The sequence below is a fragment of the Chryseobacterium sediminis genome (assembly GCF_008386505.1).
Taxonomy (GTDB): domain Bacteria; phylum Bacteroidota; class Bacteroidia; order Flavobacteriales; family Weeksellaceae; genus Chryseobacterium; species Chryseobacterium sediminis.
In genome coordinates, this window is record NZ_VUNZ01000005.1 from 156,642 (window position 1) to 176,352 (window position 19,711).

The following is a 19,711-nucleotide window of genomic DNA, read 5'->3' on the forward strand; positions in this document are numbered from 1 at the left end:
AAAAAATGGAAGATTTTAGTCCCTTAGGATGTAAAATCTTCCAATTATATAATTTTCAATAGTCTTACGACTTATTTATGAATTCTCTTAGTGAGCGCTTGTACTTGTTAATTCTTTAATTGAAGGTACAAAAGTTGTAAGATCAATGCCTTCAACCGCTGCTTTGTATTCATCAATGTTAGGAATTCTTCCAATGATCGCAGAAAGAACAACAACCGGAGTTGAAGCAAGTAGAGATTCTCCTTTTTTACGTTCAGAATCTTCAACTACTCTTCCTTGGAAAAGACGTGTGGAAGTTGCCAATACTGTATCTCCTTTAGCTGCTTTTTCCTGGTTACCCATACAAAGGTTACATCCAGGACGCTCAAGATACATTACATTTTTGTATTCAACACGGGCTTCTCCTTTTGGAGCATTATCATCAAATTCAAAAGCTGAATATTTTTCTAATAATTCCCAGTCTCCTTCTGCCTTCAGTTCGTCAATGATGTTATAAGTAGGTGCTGCTATTACAAGAGGAGCGCTAAATTCTACCTTCCCTTGTTGTTTTTCAATGTTTCTAAGCATTTGAGAAACAATCTTAAGGTCTCCTTTGTGAACCATACAAGATCCTACGAAACCAAGATCTACTTTTTTCTCTCCTCCATAATAAGAAAGATCTCTGATGGTATCGTGAGTATATCTCTTAGATACATCATCGTTGTTTACATCCGGGTCTGCAATCATTGGTTCTACGATTACATCAAGATCAACAACTACTTCAGCATAATATTTTGCGTTTGCATCCGGAGTTAAAGCTGGTTTTTCACCAGATCTGATCTCTGCAATTCTCTTATTAGCTTTATTGATTAATCCTTGAAGAACCTGATTGTGGTTATCCATACCTTTATCAATCATGATCTGGATTCTGCCTTTTGCAATTTCCAGTGATTCGATCAAAGTATTGTCTTCAGAAATATTGATAGAAGCTTTTGCCTTCATCTCAGCGGTCCAGTCTGTAAAGGTAAATGCCTGGTCAGCAGGAAGTGTTCCGATGTGAACCTCAATGATTCTACCCTGGAATACGTTTTCTCCTCCAAACTGCTTCAACATCTGAGCCTGTGTTGCATGAACTACATCACGGAAATCCATGTGTTCTTTCATGTTTCCTTTGAAGGTTACTTTTACAGATTCAGGAATTGGCATAGAAGCTTCACCGGTAGCTAATGCAAGAGCCACAGTTCCTGAGTCAGCTCCGAAAGCTACCCCTTTAGACATTCTTGTGTGAGAGTCACCACCAATAATGATAGCCCATTCATCTACAGTGATGTCGTTAAGAACCTTATGGATTACGTCAGTCATTGCGTGGTATTCACCTTTCGGATCACGAGCCGTAATAAGACCGAACTCGTTCATGAATTTCATTAGTTTAGGAATGTTAGCCTGAGCTTTTTTATCCCAAACTGAAGCGGTGTGACATCCTGATTGGTATGCACCGTCAACGATTGGAGAAATTACTGTAGCCGCCATAGATTCAAGTTCCTGAGAAGTCATAAGACCTGTCGTATCCTGAGATCCAACGATATTTACTTCTACACGAACGTCTGAACCTGCGTGTAATACTTTTCCGGGAGTGGTTCCAACAGCATTTCTGTTGAATATCTTTTCTACCGCAGTAAGGCCTTGTCCTTCGTGAGAAATTTCTTTTGATGGAGCAAAAACAGCAGGTGCTTCAATTCCTAAAAGCTGAGCTGCAAATGTCTGTAATTTTTTACCAAATACGATAGCGTAAGATCCGCCCGCTTTGATAAATTCCATCTTTTGTGGAGTGAAAGATTTAGTAAGGTCAATAAGTTCTTTATCGCCGTTATATAATTTCTTCTCTTTTGTATTAATTGTTAAAACAGTTCCTGTTGCTACTGAATATGCTTCTTCAAGAACGATGTCGCCATTTTCATTACGAATTGGATTACCGTTTTCGTCAACTTTCTTTACCCAGTTTTTAAGGTCAACACCAATACCTCCGGTAACGTCTACTGTTGTAAGGAAAATCGGAGAAATACCGTTTGTTCCTCCTACAATTGGAGCAATATTTACGAATGGTACATACGGGCTGGCTTGTTTACCTGTCCAAAGAGCAACGTTATTCACCCCTGACATTCTTGATGATCCTACACCCATTGTTCCTTTTTCAGCGATAAGCATAACGCTTGCATCAGGATGTTGTGCCTGTAAAGCTTTAATTTCTTCCTGAGCTTCAGGAGTGATCATGCATTTACCGTGAAGTTCACGGTCTGATCTTGAATGGGCCTGGTTACCCGGAGAAAGTAAATCTGTTGAGATATCTCCTTCACCAGCAATGAATGTTACTACTTTAATTTCTTCAGCAACTTCCGGAAGTTTTGTGAAAAACTCAGCTTTTGCATAGCTTTCAAGGATTTCTTTTGCAATTTCGTTACCGCTGTTGAATGCATCTTTCAGACGGTTAGTATCTGCCTCATAAAGGAAAACCTGTGTTTTAAGAACGGCTGCTGCTTCTTTAGCAATAGCTGCGTCGTTACCTAAAGCAAGGTCCAGCAATACTTCAATAGAAGGCCCGCCTTTCATATGAGATAATAATTCAAAGGCAAATGCCGGGGAAATTTCTTCTACTACGGATTCACCCAGAATAATTTCTTTTAAAAATTTTGCTTTCACTCCCGCTGCACTTGTAGTTCCGGGTAGCGTGTTGTAAATGAAAAATTTAAGAGAATCCGATCGGTCAGCATTACCTGAATCTTTAATCTGTGTAATGATTTCGCTTAGTAATTCAGCACCATCAATTGGCTTTGGATGAAGCCCTTGGGTTTTTCTTTCTTCAATCTCTTTGATGTAATCCTTATAAATATTCATAATAGAAGGTCTTTCAACATTAAAGGTAGGCCTGCCTCTTCTTTACCGGTCTGTAAAATACAGTTAATGACATTTTGAGTTCTCGCATTTTGATGCAACATTAACCGAATAAAGTCAGCATAATCTACACTTTCTTAAAAGTTTTTTAAAATTATCAAACAATTCAAAATGTTCCCAAAATTACGAATTTTTAATATTTTATAGAAACGAAATTATTTAGATTCTTTATAAATATGAATTTTATAATATCTATTTTTGGTCATATTTTTGTAGACATATGGCGAATATGAAAAATATCCTTAATGTTTTATGCATTTTTACTTCGGTTTTCATTTTTTCACAGACTAAATCTGTGAAGAAAATAACTTTGAAAAAAGGCGTGAAAACTGCGGTTAAGAAAGGGCCGGCAAGCAATAAGCCTAATCCTGATTTAGTAGTAATCAATAAAGATCTTCCGGTTTTGATCCCTAAGAAAAAAGGTGATAAGTTTGGGTATGTTAATCAGAATGGGAAATTTATTATTCAGCCGGAATATCACATTGCCGTATTTTTTTACGAAGACTGTAACCTGCTGAATTCTCCTAATGAAAAAGTTAGAAAATTTGGAACAAAAGAATATGCTACAGTAGAAAAAGACATGATCTCTTACCGGGTAGATCAGTCCGGGAAGAGAGTATACCAGTTCAAAGAAGCCGATTTTGGAAAATGCATATTTGAAGAATATAAACAACAGTTATTTCAAGCCTATATTCTCAATGGTTTTTATGGAATTATTGAAAAATCAAAATTTGTAAATGCAGCTGATTACAGACAATACCAGATCTATCCTCAATATCAGTACCTGTTTATTCTGGAAGGAGACGATGTGGCCAACCCCATGATTGTTGCCTCCAATAATGATAAATTTGGAGTAATTGATGTTAATAATAAAATCATTATTCCGTTTGAATATTCCAATATTAAAAGGAATTTCAGCTGGAAACTGGGTAAGATGTTTGAAGTAACAAAAGATGGCGCAAATTACTATTATATTGACTCAAACAATAAAACTTACTAGATAATTATAAATGATGAATGATGAATGATGAATGATGAATGATTTATTTGATAACTCCTATTTTTCATTCTACTTTTTTCTATATCGCACCTCGAAACCCCGCAACTCGCACCGCGAATCTTAATTCATATATTTTTTGTAATTTTGCGGCTGAAATAAAGGGGTGCTTTAACAGGCTGAGATTATACCCAATGAACCTGGAACAGGTAATGCTGTTTAGGGATGCGTCTTCATAAGGCGCTTATTGTATAATATCTTATCGATCCCCTTTTATTCATTAAATGTCAAAGATTTATAGAATGAAAGGATTATTTTTTTTAGGGCTTAGCGTAGGCTCTGTGGCCTTTATCCAGGCTCAGAATAAGGATTCTCTGAAGATCAGGGAAATTGAAGCCGTCAACTTTACCAAAAGACTGCCGGTAGCGAAGGAAATCATTAATGTACAGAAAGATTTAGACGGAAAAAATTTAGGACAGGATCTTCCTATTCTTTTAAAAAACCAAACTTCTATTATTTCTACTTCAGATGCAGGAAATGGAGTAGGATATACCGGTTTTAGGATTCGTGGGGTTTCAGGAAGTGGGATAAATGTAATGATGAATGGTGTTCCGTACAACGATTCTGAAAGTCAAGGGACTTTTTTTGTGAATGTTCCGGATTTAACAAGCTCTGCGTCTCAGATTGTGATTCAAAGAGGAGTGGGAACTTCCAATAATGGTGTTTCTGCTTTCGGGGCAAGTATGAATGTTATTTCTAAAGATCCTGAAGAAAAATTTTATTTTAAAACAGATGACAGCTACGGTTCATTCAATACCTATAAATATTCAGCAGAAATAGGTTCTGGAAAGTTCTGGAAAAACCGTCTTTCCGTAATGGGAAGATATACTCATATTCATTCTGACGGATATATTGACAGAGCTTCATCAAATTTACATTCTTATAATTTCACTGCTTTATTTGAAGAAGGAAATACGAAACTACGTTTAATGGCTTTTGGTGGAAAAGAGAAAACGTACCAGGCATGGAACGGGATTGATCGTAAAACATGGGAAACTGATCCTAAATTTAATGTTTCAGGAGCCATTTATGATGCTAATTGGGAAAATATCGTAAGTTTTTATGACAATGAAACGGATAATTACAGACAGAATCATTATCAGTTGCTTTGGGAACAAAAATTCAGTGACCGATGGAATCTGGAAACAACTTTTCATTATACCAAAGGAAAAGGATATTACGAAAACTACAAGCAGGGAGATCCTTTTTCCAGATACAATTTACCTGATTTGACGGAAGGAGGGCAGACTATAAAATATTCAGATTTTATCAGAAAAAAATGGCTGAATAATGATTTTTACGGAGTTGTTTCAACACTTTACGGAAAGTTTGAAAACTTAGATCTGAACGTTGGTGTTGTAGCCAATCAATATTACGGAAGACACTACGGAAATGTTACCGGAGTATTTTTTCCTCAGATTGATGAAAGTGAATATTACAGAAGCCGTTCGATAAAGAATGAAGTATCCGGATTTGCAAAAGCCTTATTCAGAGTAGATAATTTTGAATTTTTTGGTGATTTACAGCTTAGAAAAATCAACTACAATACCAAAATTCTGATGGCAGGTGATGGTGAAGGGGCTGATTTAAGTAAAAACTGGCTCTTCTTTAATCCAAAAGCCGGGGTGAATTACCGAATTGAGGGAGGAAAAGTATTTTTGTCATACGCCCATGCCCACCGCGAACCGAACAGAGATGATTTGATGGCCAATAACGATGTGAAAGCTGAAAAACTTCACGACATTGAAGCTGGTTTTGAAAAACAGTTCGGGATTGTGTCGTTTACTGCAAATGTTTATTATATGTACTACGTTAATCAATTGGTTTTAAACGGAGAACTTAATAATGTAGGAGCATTCATCAGAACCAATTCCGGGAAAAGCTACAGAAGAGGAGTGGAGCTTGGTGCTTTGGCAAAATTATCTAAACAATGGGAGGTTTCAGGAAATGTAACCTTAAGCCAAAGCAGAAATCAGGATTTCAATATTCAGAATGGAGATGTTCCCAAAAGTCTTGGAAATACACAGATCTCATTCTCTCCGAATGTGATTGCCAATTTAGGTCTGAAATTCAGCCCTACAAAAAACTTTCAGTTTGTTTTAATGAATCAATATGTCGGGAAACAGTATCTGGACAATACGGAAGATGCAAACCTGCAGCTTAAAGATTATTTCCTGACAGATTTCAACGCTCAGTATCAATTTAAAATTGCCAATAATGAAATTGCATTAAAATTATTGGTGAATAATCTCTTCAATAAAAAATACGTCAACAACGGCTCTGTGTATGAAGGACAACCCTATTATTTTTCACAGGCTGGAACCAATTTCATGTTTGGAGTAAGCTGGAAGATTCAGTAATGAGAAGTTTGGGAAACAAATAAGTGAATTTGAAAATTTGAACTTTTACTCATTTCATTATAATTGTTGAGCTTAAAAAAAGAAGTTTAAATATCCGTATTCCTATTTTGATACAGAATAATCAAAAGACTGTTTCGGCAGTCTTTTTTTATATAGGTTAAATATCTTAAAAAGTCATGAAAAAGTTATAAATTTGCTGCCAAATGAATATTTCAGCATACATTTTAGAATACTTAAAACAATTTGGAACTGCCACGGTTCCAGGCTTTGGGGTGTTTTCACTGAAAAATTCTAAGGCAATTATCAATTCCGAAAACGGGAGCATCTTACCTCCAGCCAGTCAGATTGAATTTACAATAGACTACGAAGTACAGGCTGAAGATCTTACTGCTTTTATTGCAGGACAGAAACAGATGTCTTTGGAGGCTTCAAGAAGTGATCTGAAGATCCAGACCGATTTTTGGAAGAAGAAACTTCAGGCCGAACAGGTTCTTGAAATTCAAAACCTTGGAACAGTCTTCATTGAAGAAGGACATACCTATTTCAAAGGGAAAAGAATAGAATCAGGGCGTCCGGACTTTTATGGCCTGGAAGAGATCAGATTTTCAGATATCAATAACGGAGAAAAAGTAACCCCTTCAGTTAACCGTGAAAAAGATTTTAAATTCAGAAAGACGATTCTCTGGACTTTCCTTTTGATTATTCCGGTTTTGGGGATTTTATATCTGGCTTTTACCCAGCAGGAACTTCTTTTCGGTAAAAAGTCTTTCAATAAGGTTTCCGTACAGACTTCTACCCATAGAATTGTAAAAGATACCATTAAGGTGATGGTACATACTCCGGAAACATCCGTTTCAGATTCTTTGAAAAAAGATTCATTAGCAAAACCTGTCGGAAAAGGAGTAAAACCAACTCCGGCCGTTCCAAACAACACTAAGAATAGATGGCAAAAATAAAAAAAGCGTCAGAATCTCTGACTATTATGACCAATATCGTTCTTCCGAACGAAACGAACTCTTTAAGAAATCTTTTTGGTGGTGAGCTTTTGGCAAAAATGGACCGTTGTGCGTCTATTTCTGCAGCAAGACACTGCGAGAGAAGAGTAGTAACAGCTTCTGTAAACCATGTATCTTTCAATCACCCGATTCCAGAAGGCGGAGTTGTGGTATTGGAATCTAAAGTTTCCAGAGCATTTTCTACTTCCATGGAAGTATATGTGGATGTGTGGTTGGATGACCCGATCAATCAGAAGAAAATTCATACCAATGCAGGTATTTATACTTTCGTTGCAGTAGATGAATTCAATCGTCCGATTCCTATCCCGGAAATGGTTCCGGAAACAGAAGAAGAGAAAGAGAGATTTGCAGCAGCATTCCGTAGAAAAGAACTTTCATTAATCCTTTCCGGAAGAATGAAACCTTTGGAATCCGTAGAACTCAAAAAGTTATTCCAAGAGCCACAGGAGTCTAAGAAAGACAAGAAATAGTATTTATTACTTTATCAATAAAAATGCTTTTAAACTTTGCTGAGTGCTAACGCCTTTGCGAGCTTAAAAGCATTTGTTTTTTAATCTTATATTCTAGTAAAATAAATTTCATCATTCAGAAATAATCATTATTAATTACTCAATCTCTGAATTTATTAATTTCTAAATTTTAAATAAAAAAATGAAAATACTTCTTTTAGATAAAAATCACCCTCTTATTACTGAACAGCTTTTGGCTCAGAATTTTATATTGGAAGAGGATTTTACATCGTCTTATGATGAGGTTTGTGATAAAATTGGAAATTATGACGGTATTATCATCAGAAGCCGCATTCCTTTAGACAAAAATTTTCTGGAGAAAGGTAAGAACCTGAAGTTTATCGCAAGAGTAGGTGCCGGAATGGAAAACATAGATATTCCTGTTGCCGAAAAACTAGGAATTCAACTGATCAATTCTCCTGAAGGAAACAGAGACTCTGTAGCAGAACATGTGGTAGGAATGCTGCTTGTAATTATGAACAGACTCTTTATTGCATCTCAGGAAGTGAAAAACGGAATTTGGAAGCGCGAAGAAAACAGAGGAGATGAATTGTTAGGAAAAACAGTAGGATTGATCGGGTATGGAAATATGGGGAAAGCTACTGCTAAAAGGCTTTCAGGATTCGGATGTAAAGTGATCTTCCATGATATACTTCCTGACCTTTCGGATGAATATGCTACACAGGTTTCATTGGAAGAGTTGAAACAGTCTGCGGAGGTTTTAAGCCTGCATATTCCTTTGACTTCAGAAACGCATTATCTTATTGATGAAACGTTCATCGCAGAAATGAAAAACGACTTCTATTTTGTCAATACGGCAAGAGGAAAAAATGTAAAAACTAAATATTTAGTAGAAGCATTAAAGTCTGGGAAGGTAAAAGGTACTTGTCTGGATGTTTTAGAATACGAAAAATCTTCTTTCGAGCATATTGAAACAGAAAATGAAGATTTAAAATACCTTCTGGAGTCAGAGAAAGCGATCGTCACGCCTCACATTGCTGGCTGGACACATCAGAGTAAAGAAAAACTGGCTCAGTTTATTGTAGATAAAATTGTCGCTTCACATTGTTAGACAAAGAAAAATAAAAGATAAAAGGCGGGTTTGTAAAAAAATGAATTCGCCTTTTTGCTGTTTTACATTTTAGTTTTCCTTTCATTTGTGTTAAATAATTCATAATATCCCTTTCATATTTATTATTTATTTTTGAGTTTTATTAAATTGCCGCTCATTTTGAATCTCATGACGAAGCGTAATTTTGTACTTATCCTAACTGTTCTTTTATCAATATTTTCCTGTAAGAAAAAGTCTGAAGCCAAAGAAGTTTCAGCTGAAAATACAACCAACCTTCCTAACTACGGAAACGTAGATATGGGAGATATTTTCACGAAAGGCGATGGACAGCTTTTGAACAGACAGACGACGGTAAGTTATATAGACCAGTACTACAAAAAAATATGGGAAGGAGGTGATCTTAGCGGCGGAATTCTGGTTGCTAAAGGAGATGAAATTCTTTACGAAAACTACAGAGGCTTCGGAAGAGAAGGCAATCAGATGCCAATTGATAAAAATACCCCTTTGCATGTAGCTTCGGTTTCTAAAACATTAACGGCAATGGCGATGATGAAGCTGATTGAAGCAGGAAAAATAAAACTTACAGATCATCTTACCCAGTTTTTCCCGGGATTTCCATATCCCAATGTTACCGTTCAGACCTTATTGGATCAAAGAAGCGGCCTTCCGAAATACGAATATTTTATTACCAAAATACAGCCTGCACCGGCAGAGCTTTCCAAACAATTTATTACCAATCAGGATGTATTGAATATGATTATTAAATACAAACCGGATCTGGCAAGAGATACCGATACAGGATTTATGTACTGTAATACCAACTTTGCTTTATTGGCTTTATTGGTTGAGAAAGTAACAAAAACTCCTTTTCCGCAGGCGATGAAAGAAATGGTTTTCACTCCGTTGAAAATGAACAACACCTATATCTTCCAGGAAAAAGATATTCCCACAGCTTCACAGTCTTTCTATTATGGGGGGAATAAATTGTATCCTTTAGACAGACTGGATCTTATTTACGGTGATAAAAATGTGTACACTACCCCAAGAGATCTGTACAACTTCTCAAAAGCAATGTTTTCAAAAAACTTCCTGAAACCGGAACTGATGGAAATGGTTTTTGCTCCTTACAGCAATGAAAAGGCAGGAATGAATAATTATGGATTAGGATTCAGGATGAAAATTTTTGATAATGGTGAAAAACTGACGTATCACAACGGATGGTGGCATGGAACAAATTCTGTATTTGCCCACCTTTTAAAATCTAAAGTTACCATTGTAGCCATTGGAAACAAATATTCAAACAAAGTATATACAGCCCTTGCATTATCCGGATTATTTGAGGATTTCCCTTTACAGAAAGAGAAATTGCATACTGTTATGCATGACAATAAAGATACTTTAAATTCCGGACAGGAAGTTTTTGGAGAATAATGTTTATTTTTGCTTAAACATTTTCATGAAAAGGTTTCTTTTATTATTTGTTATCTGTTTTCTTGTACATTCATGTGCAAGAGTGGGATCTCCTGTTGGAGGGCCTAAGGATACTTTAGCACCAAGGTTTTTAAGTTCAAACATTGATACAACAAGAATTAATGTTAAAAAAGATATTCACGAGCTTCGTCTGGATTTTGATGAATATGTGACATTGAAGGACATCAATAAAAACCTGATTATTTCACCTCCTATTAAAGGAATAACGAGGATTCTTCCTTCCAATATAGCCAATAAGTTTGTATTGATCCAATGGACTGATACTCTTCAGGCCAATACCACTTATAATTTCAATTTCGGAAATTCTATTGTAGATAATAACGAGTCGAATATATTGAGGTATTTCAATTTTGCGTTTTCTACAGGAGACAAGCTTGATGATCTTTATATCAGTGGTGAGGTAAAAGATGCGATGGACATCAAAAAGAAAACAGGAACAACAACCGAAAATAAACTTGTGGTTGGATTGTATCAAGTAAAAGATACGATGGATTATAAGAAAAAACCTTACTATATCACCAAGGTAGATGAAGACGGATATTATGAACTGAATTATCTGACCCCCGGAAAATATAAAATTATTGCTTTTGAGGATGAGAACGGGAACTCTATGTATGATCCGGGAAAAGAAAAAGTAGGTTTCCAGAAAGATCCTGTACAAGTTGAAAAATCAATTTCAGGGCTGAATTTAAAAGTATATCCTTCCAAAAAAGCTGTGAAATATGTGGAAATGAAAGAAATTGCAGGAGGAGCTTTGATGTCATTTGAAGGACACCCTGAGGAAGTAAAAGTTCAGTCACTGAATGAAAAAATAAAGGATATTAAAATAACGCACAATCCAAAATCCGACTCTGTCAGAATCTGGTTTGATGCAGTAAAAGATGATGTAGGCCAGACAGCAAATGAAAAGCTCGTGTTTACTCATGATAAAGGTCCGAAGAAAGATAGTGCATACAGCGTTTCTTTATTTTACAGATATAATAAGAAGAATGCAATGGACATTGTTAGCGATAACGACGGAACTTCAATTGCTCCAAAAGCCGATTTAAAGCTTGCATCAAACTATATCGTTGATAAAATTGACCCTTCAAAATGGACATTAAAAATCAAAGGTGATAGTTTAACAACTCTACCATTCACTGCTAAAATTTCAGAAACAAATCCTTATCAGATTCATGTTCAGTCAGATTTTGTGATGGGAAAAAGCTATGAGCTTACTGTTCCTAAGGAAACGGTATCTTCATTCTATGCGAAAAACAGTCAGTCCAAGAGATTCGACTTTGATGTTGCTAAAGCAGACCAGTTTGGAAGCGTTGAATTTTCTATTTCAAACGCTCCGGAAGCAAATTACTGGATTCAACTGATAGATTCTTCAGACAAAGTTGCCTATCAGAAATACATAAAGGGAGACAAAGTAAAATTTGATATATTGAGACCTGCGGAATATATTGTAAGAATTCTGGTAGATAATAACGGAAATAAATACTGGGATGAAGCAGATTTCGCTAATGATATATTCGCTGAAGACGCATATATCTTCCATAAAAAGGTGGTGGTAAGAGGATTGTGGGAAACAAGAGAAGACTGGGATCTGAAGGATACCAGAACACTTGACAGCCCGAAATCAACGTCAGGAACTACTGCACCAGCGTCAACTTCTATTCCGGTATCAGAAACTCCGCAGTCTGTAACACCTACGACAACGAAGCAACCGTTGAAAAAGGAATTTAAATCCGGTAATGCTGTTTTAACTCCGGCAAAGTAAAAAGATGAAAATGGCTAAGAAAATAGTATTCTGGACATTGGTGGCTTTTGCCCTGATTCAGTTTTTTCCTATCGACAGAACCAATAAACCTATTGATTCTGCTGTGAACTTCGTTGAGGCAAGGAAAACACCCGAAAAAATCAGAACACTGCTTAAAAATGCATGTTATGACTGCCATTCCAATGAAACAGTTTACCCGAAATATGCTTTTATCGCACCTGTATCATGGTCTGTAAAGAGCCATGTGAATGAAGGGAGAGAGCATCTTAACTTTTCGACCTGGGGAACTTATAACAAGGATTTAAAGGAGAATATGATTACTAAATCTATTCAGACCATCCAAAGCAAGACAATGCCAATGCCGGGTTATATTGTTTATCATAAAGAAGCAAACCTTTCAGAAGCAGAAAGAGCATTGCTGGTTCAGTATTTTGAAGAAATGCTGAAGACGAAGACTTATTAATTTCTACCATAAAAAACTCCCGCAGATTTTATAAACTCTACAAACTGTTAAAAAACAATTGTCTGCCGAACTTATAAAATCTGCGGGAGAATATTTTTACAAAAATTATTTCTTTAAATAGCTCTCAAAGAATCTCTTCTGAGAATCAAAAGCAATATCTTCAAGGTTCAGTTCCTGCAAAGGAATCCATACTGCTTCTGAGATCTCTGAGAGTTCAAGATTTACCTCAAACTTTTCCGAAACGTTATACTCATAAAATAGATCGATTGTATTGTAATCAATTTCTTTGTATTGATAGATGTTGGGAAGACTGGTAAGGTATTTCAGATTAGAAATATTGATATCAAGCTGAAGTTCTTCAAAAAGTTCTCTTTTACAGGTTTCCTCTGCACTTTCCTTAGGGTCAACGAATCCTCCGGCAAGATCAAGTTTTCCTTTTTTAGGATCTCTGTTTCTTCGGGTAAGGTAAATTTCGTTACCACATCTAATGACAACCGCTACGGCGCCTGCCACATTGTTATACAAAGTAAAACCACATTCCGGACAGCTCCATTTCTTTTCACCATCCCAGTGTAAGGACTCTTTGCCACAGCTTGGGCAATATTTCAATAGTTTCATTGAGCAATATTAATATTTCTCGGGTGATAACTCAAAATAACATCCCTTAATTCTTCTGTTTTCAGATGCGTATAGATTTCCGTTGTTGTAATACTGGAATGTCCCAGCATTTCCTGAATATAACGAAGATCTGCTCCGTTCTGCAGTAAATGTGTGGCAAATGAATGTCTGAAGGTGTGTGGAGATATTTTTTTGTTAACCCCTGCTTTATCTGTAAGTTCTTTAATGATAAGAAATACGATCACTCTGGACATAGATGTCCCACGGCTGTTCAAAAACAGAGTGTCTTCATATTTTTTATTGATTTTACCTTTAGAACGTACCTCTTTGATATAACTTTCCAGCAAATCTGCGGTATAATCAGCTAAAGGAACAAAACGGGTTTTGTTTCCTTTTCCGTGTACCTTGATATATTGCTCTTTAAAGTTGATATTGGAGATCTTCAGATCAATCAGTTCAGAAACACGAAGTCCGCATCCATATAGTACCTCTATGATGCAGTGGTTTCTTTTTCCAAGATCTGTATTGACCTCAATAGCAGCGATAATTTTGTTGATATCAGGCAGGCTTAGGGTATCAGGTAGGTATAATCCCAGTTTAGGGCCTTCAAGTAACGCAGCAGGGTTGTCTTCACGATATTCATCCTCAAGCAGAAATTTGAAAAAGGCTTTGATGGAAGATATCCATCTTGCCTGTGATCTCTCACTGAATTTCTGTTTAGAAAGATTGAAAATGTATTCCTGCAGGTTTTCGTAACCGATAGAATCTGGACCGACGTTTGCCAGATCTTCTTTTGCATAATCTTTTAATTTCTTAATGTCCCGAACGTAGGCGTCGAGAGTGTTTTCTGAAAAATTTCTTTCGAAACGAAGAAATATTTCAAAATCTTTGATCTTTTCATCCCAAGTCATTTGTGCTTATTTTTTTAGTTCACAGTCCGATATTTGTTCTATTTCAATGTTATGGTTCCTCAGGAACGATATTCCATCGTCATCTGAATACTCATTAATATACACCAGTCTCGTAATTCCTGCCTGTAAAATTAGCTTGCTGCATTCTTTACAGGGAGACAGCGTCAGATATAACGTTGCCCCTTTTGCAGATTGAGTAGAAGCGGCCAGCTTTAATATAGCGTTGGCTTCAGCATGCAATACGTACCAGTGTGTTTTCCCCTCTCCATCTTCACAGCAGTTTTCAAATCCCGAAGGAGTTCCGTTGTAACCATCTGAAATAATCATCCTATCTTTTACGATAAGAGCTCCCACCTGTTTTCTCTTACAGTAGGAGAGTTTTGCCCATTCCTGAGCCATTTTTAGATAAGCTTTATCAAACTTATTCATACCGCAGCATTGTTTTTTTCGAAATAATTTGGATTAAAATCTTGTAGAAAGATTAGAAGTTCGGCTTTCTCTTCTCTAGAAACGCAGAAACTCCCTCTTTCTTATCTTCCATTTCAAAAAGTTCCCCGAAATATTTAATTTCAGTTTCAAAACCTTTCTCCGTGTCAGATAAATTCACGGCATTTATAGCCTTAGAGATTGCCATTGGTGAATTGTGGGCAATCGTGTTTGCTAATTCTTTCGTTTTGGTTAATAATTCTTCAATAGGATATACTTCATTTACCAGGCCGATCTCTTTTGCTTTCTGAGCAGGGATCATTTTGGCAGAGAAGATCATTTCGTTGGCAATACCTTTTCCTACAAGCTTTGGAAGCCTTTGAGTTCCGCCGTATCCTGGGATTAATCCAAGAGTTACTTCAGGAAGCCCAAGTCTGGCGTTTTCCGATGCATATCTGATATGGCATGCCATGGCAAGCTCTAAACCTCCACCCAATGCAAAACCGTTTACGGCTGCAATGACAGGTTTAGACATATTTTCAATTTTATTGAACAATGTATTTTGTCCGTTTCTTGCAAGTTCTTCTGCTTTTTCCTGTCCGAATTCGCTGAATTCCTTGATGTCAGCACCGGCTACAAACGATTTTTCTCCACTTCCTGTAAGGATAATTACCCTGCATGAATTGTCAGCTTTAAGCTCGTCCAGTGCGGTACTGATTTCCTGAATCGTTTTTGCATTTAAAGCATTTAAACTTTCAGGTCTGTTTATGGTAATGATAGATAATTTATCTTCTTTTTTTAATAATATGTTCTCGTAACTCATTTTTCCACTTTAAAATATCATCCTTTGCAAATTATGAATTTTTTACAAAAAAAAGGAAAAAATATTATTTTTTTTTCCTTTTTTTTAATTTATCATTCAACATGATTATTTGGAATGATTCATCATATTTGCATCAATATTGACGTTTAGCTGAGAAGCCACTTTCATGCCAAGCTCAATGTTGGCACGGAAAAAATGACATAATTGTCGGTTGATAATCTCATCTTTTTTAGGCCCGCTGATGCCTTTCATGCTTCCAATGATGTTCTGAATCAGACGATCTCTGTCTTCTGCATTCATTGCTTTTGAATACAAGAGCCCTGGCTGAGTGTAATGATCGCTGTCATTATCATTCCTGTTATAACTGGCTACATGGGCGCTGTCTAATTCATACTCAAAGCTTTTGTAGTCAGAATCCGCTTTGATATCATCGAAACTGTTCGGATGGTAATTTGGTTTGTCCTGATATTGGCTTGAATCTGCCATATAACCGTCTCTCTGGTAATTGTTGACAGCAAAAGGACATCTGTTCACCTCAAGTTGATGGGCGTTGACACCCACTCTGTAACGGTGTGCATCAGGATAAGAGAATAGTCTTCCCTGCAGCATTTTGTCAGGTGAGAAACTTATTCCGTTAATCAGGCTGCTTGGAGAAAAAGTAGATTGTTCCACATGAGCGAAATAGTTAACAGGAACTTCATTAAGCTCCATTTCTCCTACCTCAATCAATGGGAAGTCATCATGGAACCATACCTTTGTTACATCAAAAGGATTCCATCTGAAATCTTTTGCCTGCTCCTCAGTCATGACCTGAATATACATCGTCCATTTCGGAAAGTCTCCGTTTTCAATAGCATTGCAAAGGTCTTCCTGTGCAAAATCCGGGTTTTCGCCGGCCATTTTTACAGCTTCTTCATCAGTAAAGTTTTTCACTCCCTGTTTTGTTTTGAAGTGGAATTTCACCCATACTCTTTCATTATGATCATTAATCATAGAGAATGTATGAGACCCAAATCCATGCATATGTCTGTATCCGTGAGGCGTTCCTCTGTCTGACATTAATATAAGAACCTGATGAAGTGATTCAGGATTTAAACTCCAGAAATCCCACATCATGGTGGCACTTTTTAAATTGGTTTTTGGGAGCCTTTTTTGAGTATGAATAAAATCCGGGAATTTTTTAGCATCCTTAATAAAGAATACCGGAGTATTATTTCCTACAAGATCCCAGTTTCCGTCTTCAGTATAAAATTTCAAAGCAAAACCTCTAGGATCTCTTGCGGTATCTGCACTTCCTTTTTCTCCTCCCACGGTGGAGAAACGTGCAAACATTCTGCATGTATTTCCTACTTTTGAAAACAGCTTTGCTTTGGTGTATTGGCTGATATCATGAGTTACGGTAAAGGTTCCATATGCTCCGCTTCCTTTGGCATGCACTATTCTTTCAGGAATTCTTTCCCTAACGAAATGGGCAAGATTTTCCTGAAGAATAAAGTCTTGCAGCAATACCGGGCCTCTTGGTCCTACCGTCTGTGAATCCTGATGCTCAAAGTAAGGTGCGCCGTTGCTTAACGTTAATTTTTTAGAATCCATATAATTGAAGATTTGAATAATTCTTTTTCCTTTTTCTAAATCGAAGTGTAAAGGTAGTGAATATCAAATTTACTTGAATTTTTAATTGCTAATAACAAAAACGTTATATCTTTGTAATAGATAATATTAATCAAATGAACATTCAGCAACTGGAGTATCTTATCGCTGTTGATAAGTATAAACATTTTGGTAAAGCAGCTCAGGCATGTTTTATTACGCAACCTACGTTAAGTGCCATGATACAGAAATTTGAGGATGAACTGGATGTGAAGGTTTTCGACAGAACTACTCACCCAATTCGTACCACAGATGTAGGTCTTCAGATTATTGATCAGGCAAAAGTTATTATAGAGTCTGTCAATGAGCTGAAAAACAAAGCAAACCTTTTGAATAATATTTTAGGAGGTACTCTTAATCTGGGGATTATTCCTACTGTTTCTTCTTTCATTCTGCCTACGGAAATCTTCAAATTCCTTGAAGATAATCCAAAGATTCAGATGAATGTAAAGGAAATGACAACAGATAATATTATTAAAGCTTTAAAAGCCGGAGAACTGGATGCGGGAATTATCTCAACTCCTTATGATACGGCTGATGAGTTTTATCAGGATTTCTTATTCAATGAAGAACTGATGATTTACAGTTCCAATACAGAAGCCAACAAGAAGAATTCTTATATCATTCCGGAGGACTTGAATGTAGAAAAAGTATGGCTGCTTGAAGAAGGAAACTGCCTTAGAAATCAGTTTGAGAACATTTGTCATCTGAAAGAAAATACATTAAAGCCTAAAAACTTAGACTTCTTAGCTTCCAATATCCAGACCTTGGTACACATGGTAGATAAAGTAGGAGGAATCAGTATTCTGCCCGAACTTGCATTGAGCCAGCTTTCGGAAGAGCAGAAGAAAAATGTTTTCAGATTCAAAAAACCTTTCCCTTATAGAGAAATCAGTATTATTTACTATAAGCCAACCTTTAAGCAGAAAATTATTGATGAATTGTCACATTCTATCAAAAGTTCTTTAGAGCTTAAATTGAATTATCACGAAAGTCCAAAAGAATTTGTAAGCATTAAGCCTCAGTAATGAGAATGCTTTAAAGTGATAGAAATCATCAATTTAAATAAAATTATAATTAATAAACAAAATTTTTGAGTATTACGAAAATAGTGCTTAAATTTGCTGACGTTTATTACGAGGAAAAATTTGACCTGATTGCAACCTCTATAAAAAAATGCTAAAACAGTATTCTTTTTTTTGGGCAATTTCATTCATATTTTTCTTCAATACAATTTTTTAAATCTTTAAAAACAAAAGAATTATATGTCTTATTTATTTACATCTGAATCAGTTTCAGAAGGACATCCGGATAAAATTGCCGATCAAATCTCCGATGCATTAATCGACCATTTTTTAGCATATGATAAAGACTCAAAGGTAGCATGTGAAACTCTTGTAACTACCGGACAGGTGGTATTGGCAGGAGAAGTAAAGTCAGATGCTTATCTTGATGTACAGACCATTGCCAGAGAAGTAATCAACGGAATTGGGTATACAAAAGGTGAATATATGTTCAATGGAGATTCTTGTGGAGTGATTTCTGCTATCCATGAGCAGTCACCTGATATCAACCAGGGTGTTGACAGAGCTGTAAATGATGAGTCTTTCGAGGCGAAAGCAAATGCACAGGGAGCAGGAGACCAGGGAATGATGTTTGGATATGCTACCAATGAAACGGCTAACTATATGCCTCTTGCATTGGACCTTGCTCACACCATTCTTAAAGAACTTTCTACAATCAGAAGAGAAAATAAGGAAATCACTTATCTTCGTCCGGATGCAAAAAGCCAGGTAACAATTGAGTATTCTGATGATCACAAGCCAATCAGAATTGATTCTATCGTAGTTTCTACTCAGCATGATGACTTTGCAGCTGAAGAGGAAATGCTGAATAAGATCCGTGAGGATATTAAAAATATTTTGGTTCCAAGAGTTGTTGCACAGCAGACAGAGGAAATCAAGGCTTTATTTAATGATCAGATTAAATATCACATCAACCCTACAGGGAAATTCGTAATCGGAGGACCTCACGGAGATACAGGCCTTACAGGTAGAAAAATCATCGTTGATACTTACGGTGGTAAAGGAGCCCACGGAGGAGGGGCTTTCTCTGGAAAAGATCCTTCTAAAGTAGACAGAAGTGCTGCGTATGCAACAAGACATATTGCTAAAAACTTAGTAGCTGCAGGAGTGGCTGATGAAGTTTTAGTACAGGTTTCTTATGCTATTGGAGTTGCTGAGCCTTGCGGATTATACATCAACACTTATGGTACAGCAAAAGTAGATCTTCATGATGGTGATATCGCTAAAAAAGTTTCTGCGATTTTCGATTTAAGACCGTATGCTATCGAGCAGAACCTAAAATTAAGAAATCCTGTTTATCAGGAAACAGCTTCTTACGGACATATGGGTAAAGAACACTATATAGCTGATAAAACGTTCAATAAAGGACAGAAAAATGAGCTTACATTAAAAGATCTTGAGTTCTTTACTTGGGAGAAACTGGACAAAGTAGAGGAAATTAAAGCCGCTTTTGGAATTTAATTTTTCCTTTAAAGAATAATAAATGAGCTGCTTTATCTTTGGATAAGGCAGTTTTTTTTAATTTTACACCTTAATA

The 19,711-nt window shown here is 36.3% G+C and carries 16 protein-coding genes; 10 read left to right on the top strand and 6 right to left on the bottom strand.

Annotation, left to right across the window (positions count from 1 at the left end; genetic code table 11):
• Nucleotides 1–87: 87 nt before the first annotated feature.
• Nucleotides 88–2,871, bottom strand: coding sequence for a bifunctional aconitate hydratase 2/2-methylisocitrate dehydratase (locus FW780_RS20550; protein ID WP_149835473.1), 2,784 nt, complete (start codon nucleotides 2,869–2,871; stop codon nucleotides 88–90).
• A gap of 352 nt (nucleotides 2,872–3,223) precedes the next feature.
• On the opposite strand from FW780_RS20550, the gene FW780_RS20555 reads away from it, so the two are divergent.
• The 8 genes from FW780_RS20555 to FW780_RS20590 all read left to right on the top strand — a co-directional run bounded on the left by FW780_RS20555 (nucleotide 3,224) and on the right by FW780_RS20590 (nucleotide 12,661).
• Nucleotides 3,224–3,928, top strand: a complete 705-nt coding sequence (locus FW780_RS20555; protein WP_241676957.1) for a WG repeat-containing protein — start codon at nucleotides 3,224–3,226, stop codon at nucleotides 3,926–3,928.
• A gap of 299 nt (nucleotides 3,929–4,227) precedes the next feature.
• Nucleotides 4,228–6,345, top strand: coding sequence for a TonB-dependent receptor (locus FW780_RS20560; RefSeq protein WP_149835475.1), 2,118 nt, complete (start codon nucleotides 4,228–4,230; stop codon nucleotides 6,343–6,345).
• Nucleotides 6,346–6,548: 203 nt separating this feature from the next.
• Nucleotides 6,549–7,301 (top strand): hypothetical protein, encoded by a 753-nt coding sequence (locus tag FW780_RS20565; protein ID WP_149835476.1) that lies wholly within the window; start codon nucleotides 6,549–6,551, stop codon nucleotides 7,299–7,301.
• Nucleotides 7,289–7,831 carry an acyl-CoA thioesterase gene (locus FW780_RS20570; RefSeq protein WP_047381641.1) on the top strand — a complete coding sequence of 181 codons (543 nt, stop codon included), beginning with the start codon at nucleotides 7,289–7,291 and terminating at the stop codon, nucleotides 7,829–7,831. Before FW780_RS20565 ends, FW780_RS20570 begins: the two co-directional genes overlap by 13 nt.
• Nucleotides 7,832–8,012: 181 nt before the next feature.
• On the top strand, nucleotides 8,013–8,942 hold the full coding sequence (locus FW780_RS20575) for a 2-hydroxyacid dehydrogenase (protein WP_149835477.1): 930 nt from the start codon (nucleotides 8,013–8,015) through the stop codon (nucleotides 8,940–8,942).
• 168 nt (nucleotides 8,943–9,110) lie between these two features.
• A complete protein-coding gene (locus tag FW780_RS20580) occupies nucleotides 9,111–10,373 on the top strand; it encodes a serine hydrolase domain-containing protein (RefSeq protein ID WP_149835478.1) in 1,263 nt (420 codons plus the stop codon).
• A gap of 25 nt (nucleotides 10,374–10,398) precedes the next feature.
• Nucleotides 10,399–12,198 carry an Ig-like domain-containing protein gene (locus tag FW780_RS20585; RefSeq protein ID WP_149835479.1) on the top strand — a complete coding sequence of 600 codons (1,800 nt, stop codon included), beginning with the start codon at nucleotides 10,399–10,401 and terminating at the stop codon, nucleotides 12,196–12,198.
• Nucleotides 12,199–12,202: 4 nt separating this feature from the next.
• Nucleotides 12,203–12,661 carry a heme-binding domain-containing protein gene (locus tag FW780_RS20590; protein WP_149835480.1) on the top strand — a complete coding sequence of 153 codons (459 nt, stop codon included), beginning with the start codon at nucleotides 12,203–12,205 and terminating at the stop codon, nucleotides 12,659–12,661.
• A 105-nt stretch (nucleotides 12,662–12,766) separates the two neighbouring features.
• On the opposite strand, the gene FW780_RS20595 is transcribed toward FW780_RS20590, so the two are convergent.
• The 5 genes from FW780_RS20595 to FW780_RS20615 form a co-directional block, all read right to left on the bottom strand.
• Nucleotides 12,767–13,279, bottom strand: coding sequence for an NUDIX hydrolase (locus tag FW780_RS20595; protein WP_149835481.1), 513 nt, complete (start codon nucleotides 13,277–13,279; stop codon nucleotides 12,767–12,769).
• Nucleotides 13,276–14,190 (bottom strand): site-specific tyrosine recombinase XerD, encoded by a 915-nt coding sequence (xerD, locus tag FW780_RS20600; RefSeq protein ID WP_142718876.1) that lies wholly within the window; start codon nucleotides 14,188–14,190, stop codon nucleotides 13,276–13,278. The genes FW780_RS20595 and xerD overlap by 4 nt, the downstream gene beginning before the upstream one ends.
• Before the next feature lie 6 nt (nucleotides 14,191–14,196).
• Nucleotides 14,197–14,619: a deoxycytidylate deaminase gene (locus FW780_RS20605; protein WP_034692520.1), complete on the bottom strand. Its 423-nt coding sequence runs from the start codon at nucleotides 14,617–14,619 to the stop codon at nucleotides 14,197–14,199.
• Nucleotides 14,620–14,671: 52 nt separating this feature from the next.
• Entirely contained in the window at nucleotides 14,672–15,439 is a 768-nt protein-coding gene (locus tag FW780_RS20610) for an enoyl-CoA hydratase/isomerase family protein (RefSeq protein WP_149835482.1), read from the bottom strand.
• A gap of 105 nt (nucleotides 15,440–15,544) precedes the next feature.
• The gene (locus FW780_RS20615) at nucleotides 15,545–17,032 is read right to left on the bottom strand and encodes a catalase (RefSeq protein WP_149835483.1); all 1,488 of its coding nucleotides are present in this window, start codon (nucleotides 17,030–17,032) and stop codon (nucleotides 15,545–15,547) included.
• Nucleotides 17,033–17,166: 134 nt separating this feature from the next.
• Here FW780_RS20615 and FW780_RS20620 point away from each other — a divergent pair, with 134 nt between their 5' ends.
• Nucleotides 17,167–18,117, top strand: coding sequence for a LysR substrate-binding domain-containing protein (locus tag FW780_RS20620; protein WP_149835484.1), 951 nt, complete (start codon nucleotides 17,167–17,169; stop codon nucleotides 18,115–18,117).
• 237 nt (nucleotides 18,118–18,354) lie between these two features.
• Nucleotides 18,355–19,635 carry a methionine adenosyltransferase gene (gene metK, locus FW780_RS20625; protein WP_149835485.1) on the top strand — a complete coding sequence of 427 codons (1,281 nt, stop codon included), beginning with the start codon at nucleotides 18,355–18,357 and terminating at the stop codon, nucleotides 19,633–19,635.
• The last annotated feature ends 76 nt before the right edge of the window (nucleotides 19,636–19,711 follow it).

What these genes read in the sequence shown, in the direction of transcription:
- FW780_RS20550 (WP_149835473.1), bottom strand. Translation starts at nt 2,871, where the DNA reads ATGAATATTTATAAGGATTACATCAAAGAGATTGAAGAAAGAAAAACC.
- FW780_RS20560 (WP_149835475.1), top strand. Translation starts at nt 4,228, where the DNA reads ATGAAAGGATTATTTTTTTTAGGGCTTAGCGTAGGCTCTGTGGCCTTT.
- FW780_RS20565 (WP_149835476.1), top strand. Translation starts at nt 6,549, where the DNA reads ATGAATATTTCAGCATACATTTTAGAATACTTAAAACAATTTGGAACT.
- FW780_RS20570 (WP_047381641.1), top strand. Translation starts at nt 7,289, where the DNA reads ATGGCAAAAATAAAAAAAGCGTCAGAATCTCTGACTATTATGACCAAT.
- FW780_RS20575 (WP_149835477.1), top strand. Translation starts at nt 8,013, where the DNA reads ATGAAAATACTTCTTTTAGATAAAAATCACCCTCTTATTACTGAACAG.
- FW780_RS20580 (WP_149835478.1), top strand. Translation starts at nt 9,111, where the DNA reads ATGACGAAGCGTAATTTTGTACTTATCCTAACTGTTCTTTTATCAATA.
- FW780_RS20585 (WP_149835479.1), top strand. Translation starts at nt 10,399, where the DNA reads ATGAAAAGGTTTCTTTTATTATTTGTTATCTGTTTTCTTGTACATTCA.
- FW780_RS20590 (WP_149835480.1), top strand. Translation starts at nt 12,203, where the DNA reads ATGAAAATGGCTAAGAAAATAGTATTCTGGACATTGGTGGCTTTTGCC.
- FW780_RS20595 (WP_149835481.1), bottom strand. Translation starts at nt 13,279, where the DNA reads ATGAAACTATTGAAATATTGCCCAAGCTGTGGCAAAGAGTCCTTACAC.
- xerD (WP_142718876.1), bottom strand. Translation starts at nt 14,190, where the DNA reads ATGACTTGGGATGAAAAGATCAAAGATTTTGAAATATTTCTTCGTTTC.
- FW780_RS20605 (WP_034692520.1), bottom strand. Translation starts at nt 14,619, where the DNA reads ATGAATAAGTTTGATAAAGCTTATCTAAAAATGGCTCAGGAATGGGCA.
- FW780_RS20610 (WP_149835482.1), bottom strand. Translation starts at nt 15,439, where the DNA reads ATGAGTTACGAGAACATATTATTAAAAAAAGAAGATAAATTATCTATC.
- FW780_RS20615 (WP_149835483.1), bottom strand. Translation starts at nt 17,032, where the DNA reads ATGGATTCTAAAAAATTAACGTTAAGCAACGGCGCACCTTACTTTGAG.
- FW780_RS20620 (WP_149835484.1), top strand. Translation starts at nt 17,167, where the DNA reads ATGAACATTCAGCAACTGGAGTATCTTATCGCTGTTGATAAGTATAAA.
- metK (WP_149835485.1), top strand. Translation starts at nt 18,355, where the DNA reads ATGTCTTATTTATTTACATCTGAATCAGTTTCAGAAGGACATCCGGAT.